Below are 20,416 nucleotides of genomic sequence, written 5' to 3'. Positions count from 1 at the left end.
TTTCAATTGATTCTTATTATATCTTTTATTATAAAAAGTTAATGAAAAATATAAAAAGTGCAAAAACACACCAAAAATATACTGTTTTTACTACTTTTATATTTTGTTTAGTTTAAAATGAATTAAATTACTAAAAAGTAATATAAAACCTTCAAAATTATGGTATAAATTATTTGCAAGTATAAATGTAAAATTTAGTAAAATTTTAGATATTTTCAATATTAAAATATTAGAGGTTAGTATGAGTAAAATTACTAGATATGAAAATAACAAGCCTGTTTATGACAAGCAAGCTGCTCTAGAATACTTAGAAGTTATTAATAATTTCTTAAAAGATTACTTAGCAAAATCAAAAGCCAAAGGCTTCGTGGTTGGTATATCTGGAGGAATTGATTCAGCTTTAGTTTATGCTATTGCAAAAAACTTAATGCCAGAAAGTACCTATGGTATTGTTATGCCAGTTGGTCAAATGTTAGACAGTGATTTAAGTGATATTGCCAAATTAGAAGCAACTTTTTACGATAAGTTTGAAGTAGTTGATCTGTCAAAAACATTTAATGCTATTTATGATGCTGTAAATATAGACAATCCACTTGCAATTGCTAATATTAAGCCAAGATTAAGAATGACAACATTATATGCTAAAGCGCAAGACAAAAATTGCTTGGTACTTGGAACTGACAATTTAGATGAAACTTTTATTGGTTACTTTACTAAATATGGAGATGGGGGAGTAGATTTGCTTCCGATTTCAAGATTAACTAAAGGTGAAGTTCGTTTTTTAGCACAATTGCTTAATGTTCCTCAAGAAATAATTTCTAAAGCTCCTTCAGCAGGGCTTTGAGAAAATCAAACTGATGAAAGTGAACTTGGCTTTTCATATGCACAACTTGATTTTTACTTAGACAACATTGAAAATAGAGAATTAATATCTAAAGTTTTATCACAAGATATTATTGATAAAATTGAACACAAACACAAAATCTCTCAACATAAGAGGGATGCGATCTATAAACCATCAGAAATTAAATAAAGGAGAAATTATGGCAGGACATTCACACGCAGCCAACATTATGCACCGTAAAGGTGCTCAAGATGCAGCAAGAGGAAAAATATTCCAAAAACTATCAAAAGAAATTTATGTAGCTGCACAAAAAGGACCAGATCCAGAATCAAACCCAGCTTTAAAACTTGCGATTGCAAAAGCTAAATCAAAAAACATGCCAAAAGACAATATTGAAAGAGCTATTAAAAAAGCTGCTGGAGATAAAAACTCAAATGCATTCGTTGAAACAGTATTTAATGCAACAGTTAGTGGTGGAGCAACATTTATCGTTGTTACACTTTCTGACAATTTAAACAGAGTTAAATCAAATATTCAAGCTTACTTTAACAAACAAAATGCAACATTAGGGAAAACTGGCCAAATCCCATTTGCCTTTGACAAAAAAGGAATTATTGAAATTTCTAAACAATATGTATCAGAAGATGACATCATGATGGTCGCTCTTGAAAATGGAGCTGACGATGTTGAGGTTGCAGAAGAATCATTTGTTATTACTACAGCCCCTGAAAACTTCTCAGATCTAAAATCAGCTATTGAATCTTCACTAGGTGTTAATGAATATCTTCAATGTGAAGTAACTTACTTACCAAATATGTATGTAGAATATGATGCTGAAAAAGAACAAAAACTTCTTGATTTTGTTGAAAAATTAAAAGATGATGATGATGTTCAAGACGTTTATCACAATATTGATGTTAAAGAAGAATAATGTCTCTACAAGATTTATATCTTAGATTAACTGATTCTGTAGGAGGAAATCAAAATTTAGCAACTTTTATTGTAGTATTAGTAACCTTACTAATTTTGCTATCAATCCCAACCTTGCTATCATTTATTTTGCCTCTTTTCCACAGACTCAAAGATCGAAAATTTAAAAGTTTTACATTTTACTTATATGCATTTTCAACTGGATTCTTTATTGCATTAGCCTTATTTGGATTTTTACGTGAAAGTATTGAAACTTCAAGCCATGGCGCAATTGATTATTACCCAGGTGCATCTGAAAATAAAAATATCGTTTATGGCCTTAATATAGCAACAGTAGTGACAGGATTAATTGTTGGATTACTCTTTTCATTTACTTTGAAGTTTGTTATTACTTATCGAATTAATAAAGCACTAAAAAAAGACAAAAATATGAGTGTGTTTGTTCATGAACACGGGGATGACGAACACCACCATGATGCTAGACATGTACACTCAAAGAAAAATGTTGAAATCTTACAACTTGAAAATAAAAATAGTTTAGCTATTTTTAAAGATAAAACACTATATACAGGTGATAAATACATTCACCATCATGATCATGATAATCACCATCATGATCATGCACACCCTGACTATATTTTTGGTCAAGAAGAAAACCTAGCTCAAGCGGAAGAAGCAATTATTTATAAAACATCACCTAAAATGAAAGTCATTGCTTTACTTTTATTGCTTACACACAGAATTCCTGAAGGGATTTTACTTGGATACAACTTATCTTTAGCTACAGAAGGTAAATTAAACAACCTTTCTACAGCCTATTTTATATCTTTAGTCCTTCACCTTTTCCCTGAAGAATCAATTTTTTACTTTAGATTAAGAGAAGCAGGATTTAGCAAAGTTAAATCATTACTACTTTCCTTCTTAGGACTTTCACTCTTCTTACCATTTATGTTAATTGGCGCCTATGCAGGTGCTAAAATCAATGATTTATGATGACTAAAAGCTGGTATGTTTGCAGCAATTGCGGGTATATTCCTATTTACTTCGATTGTTGAGTTTATTCCAGAATTCTATCACAACCATATTGAAAAGAAGAAATGATTCTTTATACTCTTTTCATTATTTGTTGGAATCATTGTAGCGGTGTTTATTCTTTCATTCCACTCACACTAAGGGTGGAATTTTTCTTTCTGTTCTTTCTTAACCGTTAAAAAAGAAACATTTTTATTCTTTCTCAAGTGGCAAAAGTTGAATTATTTAAAAGAATATTTTGAAATGTACATAAAACAAAAAGTAAAAAAGCTCAAACTAGTTTGTAAAGATAGATGCATATGCTTTTAGTTAATACCTATTATTAAAGAAAGTTATGAAGGTTGATTAAATCTGCTTTGATTGCTATCTTAATTAAGTGAAATTTGATGTTCAAGTGCTCAAGAAATCAGAAAAAAATACTTTTGAAAACACATCAAAATAAGCAACAAATCTAGAAATAAAAACTAAATAAAAATATAATTATCAGTACAATATTTTGCTAAGAATAAGCACAAATATCTATCATTTTCTTATATTCAAATCTAATAATAAATCATCAGAAAATTGAAATAAAGTAGCTAAATTATCTTAAATAAAGCTAGTAAAAAGATTAAAGTAATTTGACCCTTTAGTCAGAATTAATTTATAATTTAAATATTACTGAAAGGAAGCAATGCGAAAAAAACAAAAAGTTTGAATTTATTCAGGACTAATAACATTATTTGTAATAATGTTCATCCTCTTAATTTGGGCATTAGTTAATCTTCACACTGATAAATTAACTGGTATTTTAGCAATACTTGGAATGTTTGTGCTCTTAGGAATTGTTATTATGTTACTTTATTTTGCTGTTTATAACTTTGCAAAATCAAGAGAACTAATAAATAAGTCATTTAATGGATTTTTGGAAAAAATTATGACAAATAATAATATTGGGCTTATTATTTATGACATTGATCAAAATATTGTATGGACAAGTAACTTTATTAAGAATAAATTCCATAAAGACTTTATTAATGTCTCAGTTAATGAGTTTTTCCAAAGAATAGATAATAACTATAAAAAAGAAGTTGATATGAACCAAACAAAAATTGAGTTCTATAACAACAAAAATATTTATGAAGCTCAATTTTGACCTTTATCAAACACAATTGTTATTCGTGACATCACAACTGAACACCTATTTAAAGTAGAATCATGGGAACAAAAGCCTGTAGTTGGCGAAATTGAAATTGATAATTATCAAATGTACCAATCAATTCTTTCTGAAGAACAAATTTTCTTAATTAATAAAGTTGTTATCGATACAATTAAAGAATATATGGAAAAATACAACTTAATTTATAGACAATACACTAATGGTAAGTTTGTTGTTATTACGAACGAAAAATCATTACACGAAATGTCAAAGGATAATTTTAGTTTATTTACCAATATTCATCAAAATATTAAAGATCCTTCAATTAACAAGCTATCTCTAAGTGTTGGGTTTGCAAGAGGTTGGTCTTCATTAAAAGAAAAACTTGAGCAAGCTAAAAAAGCTTTAGTGCAAGCACAAAACAGAGGTGGGGATCAAATAGCTATTTTCTCCAACACTCAACAAGCTGTTTATTTTGGGTCAAATAGCGAAATTATGTCAAATAATAATCGAACTAAGATTAAATCAGTTGCTTTAGAGTTTGCCAAACGTTTAGAGGAGCCAAATATTCAACAAGTTATTGTATATGGTCACCAATTAGCTGATCTAGATGCGCTTGGTTCAGCTTATGCAGTAGTTGAAATTGCACGTAGTTTTGGCAAAAAAGCTTATATTTGTAATGTTACATTTGACCAAACTACTGAAAAATACTTAGAAGAACTAACTTCTAGTGGTTTTGATGAGAAAGTATTTATTAAGCCAGCTCATGCAACTAAGATCACTGATGAAAATACGTTAGTTGTATTAGTTGACAATAATGATGTAGCTCGGACAGATAATAAAGATGCAATAATTAATGCAGCTAGAAATAATATCTTTATTTTTGATCATCACAGGGTAGGAAAAAGTATTGACTATTGTCCAATAACTAATATTTACATTGACACAACTGCTTCCTCAGCATCAGAAATTGTGACTGAAATTATGACATTTATGGAATATAAATTAAATATAAGTCAAATTTGTGCACAATTATTACTTAGTGGTATTTTCCTAGATACTGCACAATTTTCAAAATCAGTAACTACCCGGACATTTGAAGCTAGTGCCTGATTAGAAGCTCGTGGAGCTAATGTAATTAAGTCAGGTAACTTACTCAAAATTGATGATGAAACTGAAGAGCAAATTCAAGAAATCTTGAGCAATGTTCAAGAAGTGAAAAAGGGTTACTTCCTTGCCTACTGTGATTTAGAAGTTTCAAATGATGTTATTTCAATGGCAGCTAATGAAATTTTAAAAATAAAAGGAAGAGTAGCTAGCTTTGTTGTAGCTAGATTAAAAGGAACAAAATTATATAAACTTAGTGCTAGAGGAATAGGAACTAATGTCCAAATAATTTGTGAACAAGTTGGGGGTGGTGGTCACTTCTCAACTGCTGCTGCTGTCTCAGACGAAGAATTAGAAACCTTTGTTGATAATATAAGACATGCAATTATTACGAGTGAAAGAGAGATTAAAGATGAAAGTAATATTAATTAAAGATTGTAAAGATGGAAAAGCTAATACTATAGTTGAAGTATCTAATGGATATGGATCAAACTATTTAATTAAGAATGGATTTGGTGTTCCATACAACGATCAAACAGTGCACCAATTAAATAAAAGATTAAACAATTTAGTAGCTAATGAACATGAAAATAGAACTAGTGCATTAGAACTCAAAGAACAACTTGAAAAATTAGTACTTAAATATACACTTGAAGCTAACATCGATGCTAACGGAAACTTAAACGTGCATGGTTCAGTATCAACTAAAGATGTCGACAAAAAATTAACAGCTTTAGGATTTAAGCTAGATAAACACTCTTTAAGCAAAGTACGTCTAGTTTCAGAAGGGCCACATGATGTCGAAGCTGTGCTTTATAAAGACATTAAAGCTAACATTAGAGTAGAAATCACCATTCAACATGTCAAGAAGTAGACGTTTTTTCGAAGATAAACCTTATCGTAATATTTCTGGCGATTTAATGCCTTTAAAAGACACTTTATTTCACAGCGAAAGTGTTGAAAGAGAAATATTAAGTAATATGCTAAATGATTTGGATAAGCAAGGACTAGCCTTTGACTATTTAACTCCTAGTGCTTTCTTTAATCAAGCATATCATCAGCTTTTTAAACTAATTAAAACTACTCGGAGTGCTTCAAATAATAAGGCTATCACATTTGATTATAATGATGTTAAAAAACTAATTGAATCACATAATACAGAATTTGAATACAGTGCGCTTTCACTTGCAATATTAAACAAAGTTGCATCTTCATTTTACAATGATGACAACTTTGTATCTAACATTGAAAAGCTAATTGAATTACAAAAAATGCGTAATTTAGAATCTTTTTATGCTGAATATGTAAAAGCCTTTGGGCATAATAAAGAAATTAATTGAGATAGTAGTATTCAAGACTTACAAAACTTTATTGTAACTAACAACAATATGTCAATTAAGAATTCTGAATTTATTCCACTGGATGAGGCTGCTTTCCAACTAGCTGAACATATTAATGCAATCTTGCAAAACAAAGATGAAAATCAAAAGTTCTTATATTCAGGTTTCTACGCCATTGATAAATATATCAAAGGGATCAAACCTGGACAATTAATTATTCTAGCAGCTCGTCCTGGAGTTGGAAAAACAGCTTTAGCCTTAAATATAGCGAAAAATATCATTGATGAAGCTAATATGAAAGGTGAAGTTAAGAATGTAGCTTTTATTTCGCTCGAAATGCCAACTAGTGAACTAACAAGTCGTTACTTATCAACATCTAGTGGTATTGAACTTTATAAAATTCAAAACCCAAAATTAATCAATAGTGGAGATGAAGCTCTTAAGTTATTTCATACTATTGAAAATATGAAGAAAGATAGTGTTGTTTGATTTGATGATGAACCAAAAAGCAATATTACTGAAATAATTTTCAAGATTCGTCACTTAATGAAGAATCTTGAGGGCAAACTGGATTTAGTTGTAATTGATTACTTGCAATTACTTTCTGCAGGTGATGCAAGTGGTAATAGACAAAATGAAGTTGCAACTATTTCGCGTTCTTTAAAGACACTAGCCTTAGAATTAAAAGTTCCAATTTTGGCACTTTCACAGCTATCTCGTAGTGTTGAAAATAGAGAAGACAAGCGTCCACAATTAAATGACTTACGTGAATCAGGTCAAATCGAACAAGATGCTGACGCTGTTATTTTCTTAAATAGAAAACCTTTGAAAAAAGGTATTTCTGAAGAAGAATCCAATAAAAATGAACATATCCCAGTGGTTGTTACTATTGCTAAGAATAGAAATGGTCAACCAGGTAGTGACACTTTAATTTACACTGGAAAATATGTTAAATTCACAGATGAAAATGAAGGGAACAGATATTAAATCATGGACAGTTATTCCAGTCTTATAACTAATTTACAAAACTCTACAAGTGCAGCAGGTAATGATGTTAATAAATCTCTTATTACAGGTATTGTTGCAGCTGTATTAATCATATTATTCTTACTAAGTAGCATATTTTCTGGATCAGAAACTGCTTATAGCACTATTTCACCAGCTAAATTGCATGATATGCAAGATAAAAAGAAGAAGTTTGCTGTCTTAATCAATAAACAAGTTAAAAAATATAATCAATTACTAAGTACGATTTTAATTGGAAACAATCTAGTAAACGTTGCTTCCTCAGCACTTACTTCTTATGTGCTTTCGCTTTATTTTGCAGAAGGCGATCCACGAACTGTAATTATTTCAACAGTTGTTGTTACGCCAATTTTAGTACTCTTTGGAGAAATAATCCCCAAATTAATAGCTAAAAGTAATCCTGAAAGATATTTAACAATCTTTTGCATCTTTAATGAAGTGATGTTTTGACTTTTTTTCCCACTTACATATCCGATCAGTAAGTTGTCAAAAAATGTTTATGTAACTAACTCTGAAGAAGATATTAAATCAATGCTGTCATTAGCTCAAGAAGAAGGAGTGTTGCAAACTGGAGAAAGTATTTTAGCACAAAATGCTTTAGATTTAGACTCAACAAAAGTTTCTCAACACTATATTAGAATGAAAGATGTTACTACTATTTCGTCAAAAAGCAATATATCTGATGCACTTGAAATTTTTAAAGAAACTAATTATTCTAGAATACCAGTAGAAAAAGATGGACAACTAATTGGTATTGTCTTGCTTAAAGACATCTTTAATTTGAAAAAAGGTCGTATTATTGACTATATGAAACATGTACCTTTAGTTTCAGCTAACTCAATATTATCTTCAGCCCTAGAAAAGATGCGGGCAGCAAGAGCTCAAATGGCTTTTGTAGTCGAAAACAACAACAGCACTGATGTTTTAGGTATTATTACTATTGAAGATATTATCGAAGAAATCGTTGGTGAAATATACGATGAATTTGATGATGATGAAGAAATTTATGAAGTTTCTCTAGAAAAAGCTCGTGTGCAATCTAATGTAAAAATGGATGATTTATTCAAACAACTTGAAATTGATGATGAATTACTTTTACCTGAAGAAGAAGATATGGACTTACGTAGCTTTTTACTCAAGCGTACTGGGGCAAAACGTCTTTACAAGAATGCTAGATATACACTTGATGATGAAGTTACTTTCAAGGTTGTTGAAATTGTTAAAAATAAGAAATTTTCAGCCTTTATTGAAGTTAATAAGATTTAATTTCCCAAAATAACAAAAAATGTACTTGTAAGTAAGTACATTTTTAATTTGGCTTAGCAATTAAGAAATTAATGTTTTTCCCTTTAGCAGATCACTTTTCTTCGTATCCAGTAGGCACATTGGTAGCATTATAAGCTGAAGCATGCAAATCTCTAGTATAGTCAAGCACTGTTCAATTATTTAATGCAAGTGATTCTAATGAATAGTCAAATAACTTATCATTATCAGTCTTAAAGTATAAGCATCCTTGAGATGAAAGTAAAGCTTTATATTGCTCTAAGAATGTTTTATAAGTTAATCTTCTTTTTTCGTGAGCATTCTTAGGTCATGGATCTGAGAAAGTCAATCAAATTGTATCAATTGATCCAGTAAATAGCTCACTTAAGTTTGCTGCATCTTTAGTCACTATGAATAAGTTTTTAAGTCCCATTTCATTAATTTTCTTAAGTATTTTATTTGCTACAGTTGGATACTTTTCAAAAGCAATATATCTAGTATTTGGATTTAAAGAAGCAAGTTTAGCAATCATTTCCCCTTTACCTGCACCAATTTCTAAAACATCACCAGGATTAAGTTGCACTGGAAATTCCTTAATTAAGTATTCTGAAGCATTTAAATTGCTTTCAGCATTTTTGTCAAATCTTAGTCTCATAATGACAATTATAAAAGATATTTTAATATTACTATCTGAAAACTTGAACTTAATTCTTACAGTATAATAAAAATCTTTCTAATTTTGTCCAATCATCTTCAATTAGCCAATATTTGCTTTTTTCTACTTATAAACCTATAACTTTTTACTATCTGATCTATCTATAGGTGTAAATATATGAAAAAGCAATATATCTTTGGTTACCTATTTACACATGCTCAATTTCTACAAATTCTTCTAAATTATAATTATTATTACACTTACACTTCTCAAAGTACTAATTAGAAAGTACTTTATCAATAACTGATATTTTCATTTTTATAGATAAAAGTATCTCTACTTTACTAATGTTATTTCTCATTTCAATTAAGTTAGTGATTGCTTTTCTATTGTTTTTTAAGCGATAAGGAGCTGCTAATCTTTGCTTAATAGCTCTTTTACAAAATAATGAATAAGACATATTTTTTCTAATTTTTCTTGGTAAGAATATGCTATAAAAATATAATAAAGGGATAAATTTCTCTAAATATTTTATAAGAGACACTAGTTTTTGAAACGATCTTTTTTAGAGATGATTTTGCACTAAATTTATTTATAAATTTGAACATTCGAGCTGTTTTCTAGGAATTTGAGTTCTTATTTTGCAAGTTATTTTAATTTTTATTTAAATTAAATTAAGTTATGCATAATTCGTAATTAACTTTGATATAAAAAAATAAATTGAAAAGTAATAATTTAACTGTTTATTTTACACTGCAGTAATGGTAAAAAATGACTGTAGTCAAATTTAAAAAACTATATAATTAAAAAAAGGAGAAATTATGCCAAATTTATTTAATAACTCAGAAGTAAAAAACCCAGAAGGACTAGAACCAGTTGCTGACAACACACCAGTTGTTGCTAAGGCATCAACAGGAGCTAAAGTTGTTGTCTATGCTTCATTTATTTTGATTCTTCCAGTCATCTGATATATTGTTCGTAGAAACAAATTCTTAAGAATGCAAAATGATATTAATGAAGCTGCCTCAGGAATTGATACACAATTGCAAAAACGTTCAGATACATTAAACAAAATCGTATTACAAGTAAAATCATACAAAATACACGAAGAAAAAGTATTTGAAGATGTAGCTAAATTACGTTCATTAACTTTAGCAGGTAATACAGCTGCAAATAGTCAAGAAATTGAAAGCTTGAATAACTCAATTTTTGGTCGTTTAATGGCTGTTGGAGAAAACTATCCAGAACTTAAAGCAGATAGTTTATACAAAGAATTAATGGAAGAAACAGTTTATCTTGAAAGAGAACTTGCTGCTGCCAGAAGACTATATAACTCAAAAGTTAATGCTTTCAACATGCAAATTATGACTTGACCAGATAATGTTGTTGCATCAAACATGCAATTATCAACAGCTCCTCTATTTCAAGCTTCAACAAAAGCTAGACAAGATGTTGATATGAATGAATTAGGATTATAGTACAATGAAACGCGTAGCCGACTATTTAAACTATGCAGATTTTAAAAGTGAAGCTGACCAAAAAGTCTTGCCGGTAATTCAAAAAATAGTTGATGAATGTTTCAAGACACCTTTATATGATAAATATAAAAAATCAATCAAACTATTTTATATTGTGGGGTTAGTTACATTAGGATTACTAGCAATTACACTTTCAATACTTATTCCATGTGCTATATATAATAAGACAGCTGGAATGGTTGTAAGTGCAATTATAGGTACATTTACTTTAGTATCTTTAATTTTAACAATGATATATCTTGGAAAATCACTTAGTGCTGCAAAAGGGATTTCTTCTATGATCCGTAAAAAGTCTTCAAAAGATGAAATATATAAGATGACAATTAATATTTTGCAACCTAATTGAAATTTTCAAGGTACAAATTATAATGATCCAAGTGCTGGAGTTAAATATTCTTTTGCTCCGGATACTCATGTTTTTACTATGTCAGAATACAAAAACTGCATGCCTTCAAATATTCCGAATGGTGCTAGATTGGTAAATGCCAATCCTTGTCAGACATTAATTATTGATGGCAAATATCCAGCACATTTTTCTAATACTCACTGAATATATGAAACCACATATACTGACTCAAAAGGTAATGTTCACCACAGTGAAACACACTATTATGCTACATTACTTAAAATTGATGCCAGATCACTTGATCAAAAACATTGAGCAAGATTTTCATTCTTCGATTCCTTTATGGGAAAAATGAAAAAAATTAAGCTTGAAAATCCTGAATTTAATAAGATTTTTAAGCTCAAAGCAGATGATGAACTTAAAGCACGTGTAATGTTTACTCCACTAGCGATGGAAAATTTAACCAATATGTGAAAGAAAAATCTTAAATTTACTAATACAAGCTATATTAAATTACAAGCTGATAATGATTTAATTTACATGGGATTTATTTCACCACAAGGATTTGGAGTAATTGATGTTCCATTATATTCAACTAAACCAGAAAAAGTAACTAAAGCAGTTTACAACGATATTTTAAAAGATATTTTTTCACTTTACTTTTTACTTGAATTAGTTTATATTCCGAACTATTTATACTAGAAATATAGCAATAAAAAGCTATATTTTTTAGTTTATTTTATCCAAAATAAAATATAATTTCAAAAGATAACATAGAGGAGATATCGATGAAAAAAACAATTGATGACCTTAATTTAAAAGGAAAAAAAGTATTAGTTAGAGTTGATTTTAACGTACCTGTAAAAAATGGTGTTATTACATCAACAAAAAGAATAGTTTCTGCTTTACCAACAATTAACAAAATTATTGCTGAAGGTGGAAAAGTTATTTTATTCTCACACTTAGGAAGAATTAAATCAGCTGAAGATTTAGCTTCTAAGACACTTAGACCAGTGGCTGTAGAATTAGCAAATGAATTACAACGTCCAGTTACATTCTTGCCTGAAACAAGAGGTGAATTATTAGAAAAAACAGTTGCAAACATGCAACCTGGTGATGTTGTTTTAGTTGAAAATACACGTTTTGAAGACTTAAATGACAAAGCTGAATCTAAAAACAACCCAGAACTTGGTGCTTACTGAGCTTCATTAGGTGATGTTTTTATTAATGATGCTTTTGGAACAGCTCACAGAGCTCACGCTTCAAACGTTGGAATTTCTTCAAACATTAAAGAATCTGCACTTGGATACTTAATGCAAAAAGAAGTTGAATCACTTAACAAAGTAATTACAAATCCAGAACACCCATATGTAGCAATTATTGGTGGTGCTAAAGTTTCAGATAAAATTCAAGTTTTAGAAAACTTAGCTAAAATTGCTGACAAGATGATTATTGGTGGAGCTATGGCTTACACATTTATGGTAGCTAAAGGAGAAAGTGCTGGAACTTCATTAGTTGAAAATGACTATGTAGAACTTGCAAAAGAATTCTTAGTTAAATATGGTGATAAAGTTATTTTACCAGTAGATCACGCATGTGCTAAAGAATTTAAAGATGTTGAACCTGAAATTCAAGAAGGATCAATTAAAGATGGTTACATGGGACTTGACCTTGGACCTAAATCAATTGAAAACATCAAGAATGCATTAAAAGATGCTAAAACAGTAGTTTGAAATGGACCTATGGGAGTTGCTGAATTTGTTAACTATGAAAAAGGAACACTTGCTGTTTGTGAATCTATTGCACAATTAAAAGGTGCTTACTCAGTAGTTGGTGGAGGAGACTCTGTTGCTGCTGTTGAAAAACTAGGTATGGAAGACAAATTTACTCATGTTTCAACAGGTGGTGGAGCTTCTCTTGAATTACTTCAAGGGCTTAAATTACCTGGTGTAGAAGCTGTACAAGATAAATAATTTTAGTAAGAAGCTTAGGCTTCTTATTTTTTGATTATTGTAAGTTTTTATTTACATATTTATAAGAAAACAATATAATTTTTTTAATTAATTTAAAAGGAGAAAAAATGAAAAAAACTGTACTTATCGTTATTGATGGATTAGGACTTAGAGCAGAAAAACAAGGGAATGCCTTTGCTTTAGCTAACACTCCTACATTTGATAATTTATTAGCAAATTACCCTAACTCAGTGCTTCAAGCTTCAGGAGAATATGTAGGGCTTCCAAAAGGACAAATGGGAAACTCAGAAGTTGGACACTTAAACATTGGGGCTGGAACTGTTGTATATACAGGTCTATCTTTAATTCAAAAAGCCTTAGATGATGGGACATTTGGTGAAAATAAAGCTTTTATTGAAGCTTTTGAAGCTGTTAAGAAAAATAATAAAACATTACATGTGATGGGATTACTTTCTCCTGGGGGAGTTCACTCACTTGAAAACCATTTATTTGAATTATTAAAATCAGCACATGCACATGGTGTTAAAAAAGTTGCAATTCACGCTTTTGGGGATGGACGTGATGTTGCACCTAGAAGTATTAAACCTTCATTTGAAAAATTAGATGCTTTATGTAAAGAATACGGATATAATGTAGCTTCAATTTCAGGAAGATTTTATGCTATGGATAGAGACTCAATGTTTGATAGAGTTGAAAAAGCCTATGAAGCTATTTTAGGTAATTCAGATCATAAATTTAATACACCACTAGAATATGTTGATGCACAATATAGTCAAGATATTAGTGATGAATTCTTTGTACCAGCAATTAATGGTAACTTAACTAAAGAAGACTTTGTACAAGATGGAGATTCAATTATCTTCTTTAACTTTAGACCTGATAGAGCAAGACAATTAACACACTTATTTATTGGATCACCATTATATGATGTAAAACCAACACACCCAAGAAACATAGATAAATTTGTTTCAATGATGAAATATGAAGGAATTAATACAATTATTGCCTTTGATGAAATGCAAATTACAATGCCAATTGGTAGAGTTCTTGAACAAGCTGGATTAAAACAATTAAGAATCGCTGAAACTCAAAAATATGCTCACGTAACTTACTTCATGGATGGTGGAAATGATATTGAGTTTAAAAACTCAAAACGTATCATGGTAGATTCACTTAAAGTTGAATCATATGCTGATGCACCTCAAATGTCAGCTCAAGGAATTACTGATGAATTACTTGCTAATGCACTTGATTTTGATGTAACTATTATGAACTATGCTAACCCTGATATGGTAGGACACACAGGTAATTTACAAGCTGCAATAAAAGCTGTTGAATTTTTAGATGGCCAAATTGCTAGAGTTATAAAATGAGCCCAAGAAAACGATGTAACAATCTTTATTACAGCTGATCACGGTAATGCTGAAATTACAGAAGATGCTAATGGTAAACCAGCTACAAAACACACTTCAAGTCCTGTAATGTTTGTATGTAGTGATAAAAGTGTTAAATTAGCAGATGGTAAACTTGCTAATGTAGCTCCAACTGTATTAGACTACATTCATGTAGCACAACCAAAAGAAATGGATGAACCATCTTTATTAGTTAAATAATATAAACAAGGATATATAAGAAAATAAATTAAATTTACAAGGTAACAATACTAACAGCATTTTGCTCTCACAAATAGTTTTGCATTCAAACATTAATTCGTTTTTATGAAAAATAATTATTGTGATAATTAAAGAAATCTGAAGAAATATCAGTCTTAGTGCAAAAAAGCTGCTAGAAATACATATCCTATATAAAATAAAATGATAAAAAGAATCAATCCTAATAAGGCAATAAGCAATTTTAAAGACAATTTATTTGTATTAAAAAGTCTTACTGAATCAATTATTTTTAGTCTATTTTTGACTATAGCTTTTATTGATTTATCTAATTATTGAATACTTTTTGCCTGAATAAATCCATTTATATATTGAAATTTGTATAAACTGATTTGATTATATAAAAATAAAAAAGGTGACTTTTTACCTTTGTATATCCCTAGATATAAGTGAAATAAGGAATCAAATGTAAAAAATACTTGAATATATAGATATGCAATAGGATGTAATAAACAATATCGTATGGTTAATTTCTTTTGAAACAGAAAGAAAATTCACATAAATACAAAATATGAAATTATTGATGAAAAAAATGTAAATAATAATATATTTAAATTTAGAAATGATTTCTATTTACTAAGACGAAATAAACTTCTCGTTTTAATCAAAAGAAAATTAATATGCTGAATGATACTTAATGGCTTTTTATCTGCAACTTTAATATCATTATTTTTTATAATTACTACATTAACTATATTAGTTAAGGAAAAAGTTTATATGAGTCAATATTCATCCATAATATGTTATATATCTATGGCAGCATTCTTTATATATATTTCGCCTATAAGGTACATTTTCTATAAACGCTTTTTTGTGAATCTGTGCAAGGATTTAGATGAATATTTAAGTCTAGATGTAGATATCCCAAATAATATTGAATGAATATCTTTTGTAGGTAAGAATCGTAAGCACTATATTGCAAAAATTTATATACCAACTATAAAAAAATTAACGAAGCTACGCCCTAGGTAGTTTCGTTTTTCTTTGCTTTATTAAAATTGGAATTAATAATCTAAATCATTTATTGTTTGATCAGATCGTTTAAAAATTCTATTAAGAGTTCACAAATGCTCTTATTTATTTTACTTAGTTCTAAGTTTAAAGTATTTAAACTCCAAAATCTGAAAAAAGGGAAAAAATGTGGAAATTTCCACATGAAATCAAATTTTATAATGTACTTAATAAAATAAGCCTATAATGATTATATATACAATTAATTCTTGTATATAAATTAAAGAGGTGAAATGAAAAAACATAAATCATTATTATTACTTTTGGGTTCAATATCCTTTTTGCCATTTTGCACGCTTGTATCATGTCAACAAACTGAAAAAAGTGAATTGAATGATAATTTGAACAAAATTAAAGGCATTAAAGAATTGCTTTGAGTAAATCCGAACAAAAACTTTGATCTTGATGGTCTAAATAAAGCAGTATTAAAATTTATTCCAGCACAGGAACATGAAATTTACTATCCTTCAGAAACCTATTTAAAGTCGCTCAATTTAATTATTCAAACCATAAATAGAAATCCAAAGATATACAACAAAGATGGGACGATAAATAAAACAGCTTGAGTAAATATTAATTTAGTAAATAATTATTTAAACTACATGAATAGTTCCGATTGCTATTTTATAAAAAAAGAAGAGAAAAAAAGCAAACCAGGAGATATGGTACCAACTGTTTATATAGCATATAAGAATATCACGATACCTTTATATAAACAAATGGATTTATCAAATAAAGATATTGGATTTTTTACTCCTATAGGAGAAGGCGAAAATATAAATTTTTTACAGGAAATTTTACAAAGTAAAAATAAAATTAATTTAGCTAAATATAGCAATGAACACAAGAAGCTTGTGCAAGATAATAGAAAATATGGACTAGATTTGGTCACTTCTCTTAGTCTTGCTCAATTAGAAGGCAAACAAAAAGCAGAAATGATACCTGCTTGAAATGTTGAAGAACAGATTTTTAATAAGCTTTATCCAAATTATGAATTTAATATTTCAAGTTTCCTAGCACAAGCTTGAAATAATAAGCTAGAATTTAGTGCTAAAAGTAAGGATCCAGAGTTTAATGCCCCTTTATCATACTTAAATAAAGATAAACTTGTGCAAGCTATAAATGGTTATACAGTACAAGAATTGTCATATGCAAATAATAATCTATCTACATTACTGGAAGATAAGAAACTATCAAGCAGCATGCATGAATCATTAGTTGCTTTAAAAAACAGTTTTTTATCTAAGTATGATTTAGCATACTTAGATAATGATAAATTATATATTGACTATAAGCCGGAATTTGAAAAGAATAAATTAGAGGAATTAAATCCTAATGTACACTTTTATAAAATTTCTATTCCTGTAAACGTTCAACATGGCGAAATTAAACCAGAATTATATATGGTTTATGGTATAACAAATAAGGTTTTTATTAACTACCAACCAATAAAACATGTACCAGCAAGTCGTGCATATACACATAGCTCTTTTGAAAGTTTTAAATTATATTATCAAAAAGTCTTTAGTGATCAATTTGATAGATATCAAACTAAAGCAAGTAATGAGCAAGCATACATTGATCAATTATATGATTCAATGAAAGGCGACCAACTAAGCAGGGATATACAAAATACCATTGCTAATGAAGCAGTTGAAACATTAGAATTCATTGTCCCACTAATTTTACAAGACAATGAACCTGAATTTGTTATAAATAAGGTTCCAAATGATTTTATTACAAGTCTAGTATATAGAACTTTTGATTACTTTAAACTTGATTCTCGTTTAAAATGACAGTCACATAAGGCTATGCCTGTAGATGACTTTGATAAACGTATTAGTAAAACTTATTTAAATGAAACGCCTTATGACTTAGCTACTTTACACAATAAATCAATACCTGGAATAGCTGCTTTATTAAACAAGAAATAGTTGCAAAATGCTCTACATTACAGTAGGGCATTTTTTATTCAAGGCATTATAAAACTAAGGGATAATAAAACAGCCTAGGTATTAGCTAGGCTGTTAACAAGGAAACGTTAATTATTCCAAGTCTTCGTAACATCGACTATTTTGAAATAAATCAACTTGTTTCTTCTTGTTCATCTGTTAATGAAGTATCATCAATATCAAAATATGAGTTTAATTCTTTAGTTTGAGCATATTTAACTTCCTCGGTAGCATGTAACAAGGCATTTGAATCTGCTTCTAAAGTATTTTTGATCATTTCATTTTCTTCTTCTTGTTCAAGCATTACTTCTTCAGTATTTTCAATTTCAGGTTGCAAGTCTGCAATTGCATCAATCTTAGAAGTTACCTTTTCTTCTTGCACATCGGTTGTAGTTGCATCTACACCTGAGGCAATAATAGAAACTTTGAAAATTTGTTTGTTATCTTCAGTTTCAACGATTTCTTGACCAATTTTGCAATCATTGATAAAGCCATCTTGACCTGAAAGAATTTCGTGTATGCTAGAAACTGCATTTCTAATTTCTTTATTTGTGACTAATTTGTCATGTTGGATATTGATTAAAAGCTTAGATGCATGTTTAATGTCGTATTCGTATAGATTTGTTTCGAAAGCTTTTTTAACAGCTTTTTCAGCACGATTTTCACCAACTGCTTGTCCGATACCAACAATGGTTAGACCAGAATCTTTAAGTGTATGTTTAATGTCAGCAAAATCAATGTTAATTGTACCAACACGATTTAAAACATCATGGATTGCCATAATAATATTTTTTAGGGTTATGTTTGATAATTTAAGAGAATCAGCAAATGGAACATCTGGATTTTCATCAGATAATTTTTCGTTTGAAAGAACAATGTAAGAGTCAACAGCTTGTTTAAGTTGTTCAATACCATTTTGTGCTACAAGCATGCGATTTTTTCCTTCGTAAACAAATGGTGTAGTAACTAGACCAATAGTTAGCGCACCACTTTCTTTTGCGATTTGAGCAATTTTAGGGCTGGCACCTGTACCGGTTCCACCACCAAATCCTGCAGTAATAATTACAACATCAGCGTCTTTTAAGGCTTCTTTGACTTCTACTGTTGATTCATCAACTGCTTTGGCCCCAAGTTTAGGATCTGATCCTGCACCAAAACCACGATTTTCTTTTCCTAAAGCAACTTTATGAGTACATTTACTTTTTTCTAGAGATTGAAGATCGGTATTAGCAACGATAAAATCTACATTTGGTAAGTTTTCATCATACATCATATTTACTGCATTGTTTCCAGCGCCTCCAACCCCTATGACCTTTAGGGAAATGGCTGTCTTATATGATGCTGCATTATTGTTGAATTCATTATTCATAGCGTGCTCCTATCTTAAGAAAAGTCTACTAAAAAGTTTGCTTAATGCGTTATTTTTGGCTTTAGGGTGTGCATAATCAATTTTGCTTAGCACAGTGTTATTTTGAATTGCTTCAACTTTGTTTTCGTTGGTGATTAGAACAACTTGTTCTAAAAGCGAGTCCTCTAGAGCAAATAATCTAAAGTTGTTGTCATTGTCAAGACTTTGAATTGTCATGTTGTGTTTGTTAAAACGAGCGAAAAATGTTTCTTCAATATCCTTAACCATTCATGCAAGTTGACCAGTAAATGCAATGTGGCTTAATTGATTAATAAGAGGATTTTTGAAACTTGTCATAGTGTATTTTAATAATTCATTGAGTAAGGAGTTTTTGAATGCACTATATTGTTGATTAATTCCTTCAAGTGCAGGAATTAATGATTCTTCTACTATTTCATTATCTTCATTTTTGATTCTATTTTTGACTTGATATTTAATGATTTCTAAAGTATCAAGCTGGTTACCATTATCAAGTACATTATAACCAAGAGGCAATTTTTTATAAGTTAAAATTGCACCATTTTTAACTACAAAGAAAGTGATATAGTCAGCTTGCAAATCTACTACTAGGCTTGAAGTAGGGATATTTTTCATACTTGCTGCTAATACTTGACTTTGTAAAAAATAATTAATTTGGCAATTTGGAATGTTAGCTGAAAAGCAAGCTTTAAAATCATTGATTGAATTTAAATTTGTTTTGAAAACTGATAAATATTGAGTAATTGTTTCAGCTATACGATTTTTAGGAATATCTTTATATTCCTTAATAATTTCATTTTTTTGCATAGTGTAATTGATAGGAAAGCTGGCTAAGAAATCCTCAATTACGTTAGCTTTAGTTAATGTGACATTTTTTTGAGCAAATAATTCAGCTAGAATTCTTGAATCATAACTAGTGCTTTGGCAATTCAATTTATTAACCATAATTTTTTGTTCCAAATTAGGAAATAAATTGTCATCAAACACATAGTTTAATGTCACAATATCTTTTTTGACAATTTCCTTAACTTGAGACATAATGTCATCATGTCAAGAAATTAAGTCGCTTGGGTGTGAATAAGAAATATGATTTGAGACGTTTAATTTAACATTTAAGTAGTTATCGTTTGTGTTGTTTATGAACGCAAATGAACATTCATTGGTACGAATGTGAAAGTTTATAAAATACTTCTTCATAACTACT

The 20,416-nt window shown here is 29.3% G+C and carries 16 protein-coding genes; 12 read left to right on the top strand and 4 right to left on the bottom strand.

Features of this window, described 5'->3' with window-relative positions; genetic code table 4:
• Positions 1-241 precede the first annotated feature (241 nt).
• From nadE to ACNQ13_RS00235, 7 genes are all read left to right on the top strand, one after another.
• Positions 242-1,033: an NAD(+) synthase gene (gene nadE, locus ACNQ13_RS00265; RefSeq protein ID WP_416741488.1), complete on the top strand. Its 792-nt coding sequence runs from the start codon at positions 242-244 to the stop codon at positions 1,031-1,033.
• Between the two features lie 10 nt (positions 1,034-1,043).
• A complete protein-coding gene (locus ACNQ13_RS00260; RefSeq protein ID WP_416741487.1) occupies positions 1,044-1,775 on the top strand; it encodes a YebC/PmpR family DNA-binding transcriptional regulator in 732 nt (243 codons plus the stop codon).
• The gene (locus tag ACNQ13_RS00255) at positions 1,775-2,947 is read left to right on the top strand and encodes a ZIP family metal transporter (protein ID WP_418035378.1); all 1,173 of its coding nucleotides are present in this window, start codon (positions 1,775-1,777) and stop codon (positions 2,945-2,947) included. Before ACNQ13_RS00260 ends, ACNQ13_RS00255 begins: the two co-directional genes overlap by 1 nt.
• A 532-nt stretch (positions 2,948-3,479) precedes the next feature.
• On the top strand, positions 3,480-5,483 hold the full coding sequence (locus ACNQ13_RS00250) for a GGDEF domain-containing protein (protein ID WP_418032906.1): 2,004 nt from the start codon (positions 3,480-3,482) through the stop codon (positions 5,481-5,483).
• The gene (gene rplI, locus ACNQ13_RS00245) at positions 5,464-5,925 is read left to right on the top strand and encodes a 50S ribosomal protein L9 (RefSeq protein WP_416741483.1); all 462 of its coding nucleotides are present in this window, start codon (positions 5,464-5,466) and stop codon (positions 5,923-5,925) included. The genes ACNQ13_RS00250 and rplI overlap by 20 nt, the downstream gene beginning before the upstream one ends.
• A complete protein-coding gene (locus tag ACNQ13_RS00240; protein WP_418018653.1) occupies positions 5,912-7,378 on the top strand; it encodes a DnaB-like helicase C-terminal domain-containing protein in 1,467 nt (488 codons plus the stop codon). The genes rplI and ACNQ13_RS00240 overlap by 14 nt, the downstream gene beginning before the upstream one ends.
• A 3-nt stretch (positions 7,379-7,381) precedes the next feature.
• Positions 7,382-8,683 (top strand): CNNM domain-containing protein, encoded by a 1,302-nt coding sequence (locus ACNQ13_RS00235; protein WP_416741481.1) that lies wholly within the window; start codon positions 7,382-7,384, stop codon positions 8,681-8,683.
• Between the two features lie 43 nt (positions 8,684-8,726).
• Here ACNQ13_RS00235 and trmB read toward each other — a convergent pair whose 3' ends face one another.
• Together trmB and ACNQ13_RS00225 are read right to left on the bottom strand one after the other, a co-directional pair.
• Positions 8,727-9,335 carry a tRNA (guanosine(46)-N7)-methyltransferase TrmB gene (gene trmB / locus ACNQ13_RS00230; RefSeq protein WP_418035377.1) on the bottom strand — a complete coding sequence of 203 codons (609 nt, stop codon included), beginning with the start codon at positions 9,333-9,335 and terminating at the stop codon, positions 8,727-8,729.
• A 277-nt stretch (positions 9,336-9,612) separates the two neighbouring features.
• Positions 9,613-9,795 carry a hypothetical protein gene (locus ACNQ13_RS00225; RefSeq protein WP_416741479.1) on the bottom strand — a complete coding sequence of 61 codons (183 nt, stop codon included), beginning with the start codon at positions 9,793-9,795 and terminating at the stop codon, positions 9,613-9,615.
• 361 nt (positions 9,796-10,156) lie between these two features.
• On the opposite strand from ACNQ13_RS00225, the gene ACNQ13_RS00220 reads away from it, so the two are divergent.
• From ACNQ13_RS00220 to ACNQ13_RS00200, 5 genes are all read left to right on the top strand, one after another.
• Positions 10,157-10,813 carry a LemA family protein gene (locus tag ACNQ13_RS00220; protein WP_416741478.1) on the top strand — a complete coding sequence of 219 codons (657 nt, stop codon included), beginning with the start codon at positions 10,157-10,159 and terminating at the stop codon, positions 10,811-10,813.
• Positions 10,814-10,817: 4 nt separating this feature from the next.
• Positions 10,818-11,921 (top strand): DUF3137 domain-containing protein, encoded by a 1,104-nt coding sequence (locus ACNQ13_RS00215; protein WP_418035376.1) that lies wholly within the window; start codon positions 10,818-10,820, stop codon positions 11,919-11,921.
• Between the two features lie 86 nt (positions 11,922-12,007).
• Complete coding sequence (locus ACNQ13_RS00210) at positions 12,008-13,192, top strand: phosphoglycerate kinase (protein ID WP_418035375.1); 1,185 nt, start codon at positions 12,008-12,010, stop codon at positions 13,190-13,192.
• Positions 13,193-13,299: 107 nt separating this feature from the next.
• A complete protein-coding gene (gene gpmI, locus ACNQ13_RS00205) occupies positions 13,300-14,805 on the top strand; it encodes a 2,3-bisphosphoglycerate-independent phosphoglycerate mutase (protein WP_418027707.1) in 1,506 nt (501 codons plus the stop codon).
• Between the two features lie 1,301 nt (positions 14,806-16,106).
• Positions 16,107-17,807, top strand: a complete 1,701-nt coding sequence (locus tag ACNQ13_RS00200) for a hypothetical protein (RefSeq protein WP_418035374.1) — start codon at positions 16,107-16,109, stop codon at positions 17,805-17,807.
• Positions 17,808-17,943: 136 nt separating this feature from the next.
• Here ACNQ13_RS00200 and ACNQ13_RS00195 read toward each other — a convergent pair whose 3' ends face one another.
• Together ACNQ13_RS00195 and ACNQ13_RS00190 are read right to left on the bottom strand one after the other, a co-directional pair.
• Positions 17,944-19,194, bottom strand: a complete 1,251-nt coding sequence (locus ACNQ13_RS00195; RefSeq protein WP_418035373.1) for a cell division protein FtsZ — start codon at positions 19,192-19,194, stop codon at positions 17,944-17,946.
• Positions 19,195-19,203: 9 nt separating this feature from the next.
• Positions 19,204-20,409, bottom strand: a complete 1,206-nt coding sequence (locus ACNQ13_RS00190) for an MAG3720 family protein (RefSeq protein WP_418034655.1) — start codon at positions 20,407-20,409, stop codon at positions 19,204-19,206.
• Positions 20,410-20,416 lie beyond the last annotated feature (7 nt).

It is taken from the genome of Mycoplasma milvi (assembly GCF_048284715.1).
In the GTDB taxonomy this organism is placed as follows: Bacteria; Bacillota_I; Bacilli_A; order Mycoplasmatales; family Metamycoplasmataceae; genus Mycoplasmopsis.
The sequence above is the reverse complement of the archived record's forward strand: the minus strand, read 5'-3'. Positions and strand labels throughout refer to the sequence as shown.